The 2,477-nt window shown below is 71.7% G+C and carries 3 protein-coding genes; all 3 read right to left on the reverse strand.

What is annotated here, in order from left to right; genetic code table 11:
- Nucleotides 1-285, reverse strand: a 285-nt coding sequence (locus AC08OP_RS20805; protein WP_476615718.1) for a BlaI/MecI/CopY family transcriptional regulator, incomplete at its 3' end; no start/stop codon positions are given.
- A 276-nt stretch (nt 286-561) separates the two neighbouring features.
- A complete protein-coding gene (locus AC08OP_RS20810) occupies nt 562-1,227 on the reverse strand; it encodes a hypothetical protein (protein WP_476615719.1) in 666 nt (221 codons plus the stop codon).
- A 59-nt stretch (nt 1,228-1,286) separates the two neighbouring features.
- The coding region (locus AC08OP_RS20815; RefSeq protein WP_476615720.1) for an acyltransferase family protein at nt 1,287-2,477 on the reverse strand (1,191 nt) is incomplete at its 5' end.

Raw genomic sequence — 2,477 nt, forward strand, 5'->3', positions numbered from 1 at the left:
GTTCATCATCTGTTCCGCCGCGTGGTCCTCGGCGCGCTGCAGCGGACGGTAGGCGAATCCCCGGCCGTGCGGCGCGCGTTCGGCGAGTCCCTTGGCCACCAGCCGCAGCAGGGTGGTGGCGACCGTGCTCTGCGCGAGCCCCCGACCCAGCCGGCGCTGAACCTGGAAGGGCATCAGCGGTTCGGCGGCGGCCCAGAGCAGGGCTAGGACCTCGCGTTCCAACTCGCCGGCCGCACGCCTCTGCGGGACCGGCCTGCCTGGTGCAGACATGGCGACTACGGACATGGTGACTCCGCGGGTTACTGATCAGTCCCGAGACGTCGAGGTGGCCGTACCGTGGCCGTACCGGTTCGGGCGGCCGGGCACACCGGCCCGTTTGTTCCGTGGGGAGCCGGACGATCTGCCACGTCACCGGACGCACGTGGACATGGAATGGGGATGCCGAGGATGGCCACCGGGTGCCAGGCGCGGGCGGCGGATCGAGGGACGACACGATCCGGCCCGCGACGCGGGCAAGGGGTTGGTGGATCTGTGGGATACCGGGGCCGGCCGTCGGACCGCTCAGAGCATCCCATGGACCGGCGGGCCCCGACGGATGACGATGTAATGCAGCAGGACCGGCCGACGGGTCCGTCGCCGCGCCGGCAGGCGTGTGACCGGGCCGGGAACGATGAGCAGGATGCGGCCGTCACGGCGCCGCAGGCGCCCGGCGGCGCGTCGTACGGCGGCCGCGGCGCCCTGCGCGGCCCGCCAGAGCAGGTTTTCGCCGAGGGAGAGCCAGCAGGCGAGCCCGAACGCGGCGAGCAGATGCGCCACGAGCATGCCCGGCCCCCCGGGCAACAGGTCCAGCCCCACGCCGGCGTGGGGCTGGAGGCCGGCCACCTGGCCGGTGCCCCCCGCGAGGGTGGGGGCGAGGCCGGGGGAATGCGCGAGGCCGGAAGGGTGGGATCCGGCGGGGACGGTGACGGTGAACGCCACGTGCAGACCGGCCTGGACGGCCAGCACCAGTCCGGTGAGGCGCCTGCGTGACATCCGTCGGACGGACACCCCCCAGCAGACCCGGGCGGCGAGTACCAGCCCGATGACCGCCATCAACAGTGACGGGGTCATCGCGCAGGCGGCCGTGTGGGCGGTGACGGCCAGGCCGACGGCCACGGCGGCCACCAGGACGGACCGGACACCTCGCCCGACCGTCGTCGCGGCCCAGATCACAGACCCGCGCCTCACATTTCGCATCTTAGAAGATCCATCTGTGGGGTAGAGCGTTGCGTCGGCCTTGGCGGGGGTCAACGGCTCCGCGGGACGAACAGGTGCGCCGCACCCGCGTCCGTTGAACGTCTTGGCAACGGCGATTGCCAGGATTTCAGCGCAAGGGCGGGTGCTTCGATGGCATACCAGCTTGCGAGGGCGGCGAGGGAGGTGACGGCGAGGGAGGCCGCGATGTGCACGACGACGGCACCCGTACCGATACCCGCATCGACCCCGGCTTCGAGCAGGAGCAGTTGCAGCGGCCAGGCGTAGACGTAGATGCCGTAGGACAGATCGCGACGCGCCCCCACCCGCGACAGCCCCCGTCCGGTTCCGGCGTACAGCAGCAGGTAGGCCAGCGGGGCCAGGGCGAGGGGCCGGTAGGCGTGGGGGATGAGCAGGCCCGCGGCGAGCAGGGCCGCGGCGGCGATGAATAGGGCCCGGCTGCGCGGGATGCGGTCGGCGTAGAGGAACATCGCCGCCCCGATGAGGAAGACGGCCGTGTACTTCAGGATGTGGGAGTCGGTGAGCCGGTTGGCGCCGAGGACCACCCCGCCGACGGCGAGCAGCCACCCGCCGATGGCGAGGGTGAGGACGAGCCCGCGGCGGCGGCGCAGGATCCCCACCGCGCCGAAAACGCCGACCATCAGGTAGCACAGCGCTTCGAAGAACAGGGTGTGCAGGGGGCCGTCCACGGCCTGCCCGGCCCGTAGGTCGCCGATATTGAACTGGTTCATCTTCAGCGCCGCGTTGACGAGCAGGTAGCGGACCGCCGAGTCATGGCCGGTCCAGGGGTAGCCGGCGGTGGTGCCCCGGTCCAGGCGCCACAGCAGTGGACCGATCGCGACGGCGGTCAGCGCGAGACAGACCCAGAAGGCAGGCACGACCCGCAGGAACCGGTGCCAGAGGAAACGGGCGGTGGATGGTGCCCGCAGGTGGCTACGGGTGATCAGGAAGCCGCTGAGGAGGAAGAAGCCGTCCACGGCAAACGTGCCGAGGTCGGGGGCGCCGGGCAGACGTGTCAACGGGTCCGGTTCTCCCCGGACGAACAGCCATGAGTGGGACACGAGCACCGCGCCGGCCAGGATGAGGCGCAGCGCGTTGAGGTTGTTGCGGTGAGGATCGAAGGCCGCGGCCAGCGTGCCGGCCCTGGGGGTGGGTGTGGGTGTGAGCACGGGTATCGGCTCCGCTGTGGGGCTTCGCTGGTGGGGGACCCGGCGGGGAGACAT

This window comes from Frankia sp. CeRuru1 (assembly GCF_977966315.1).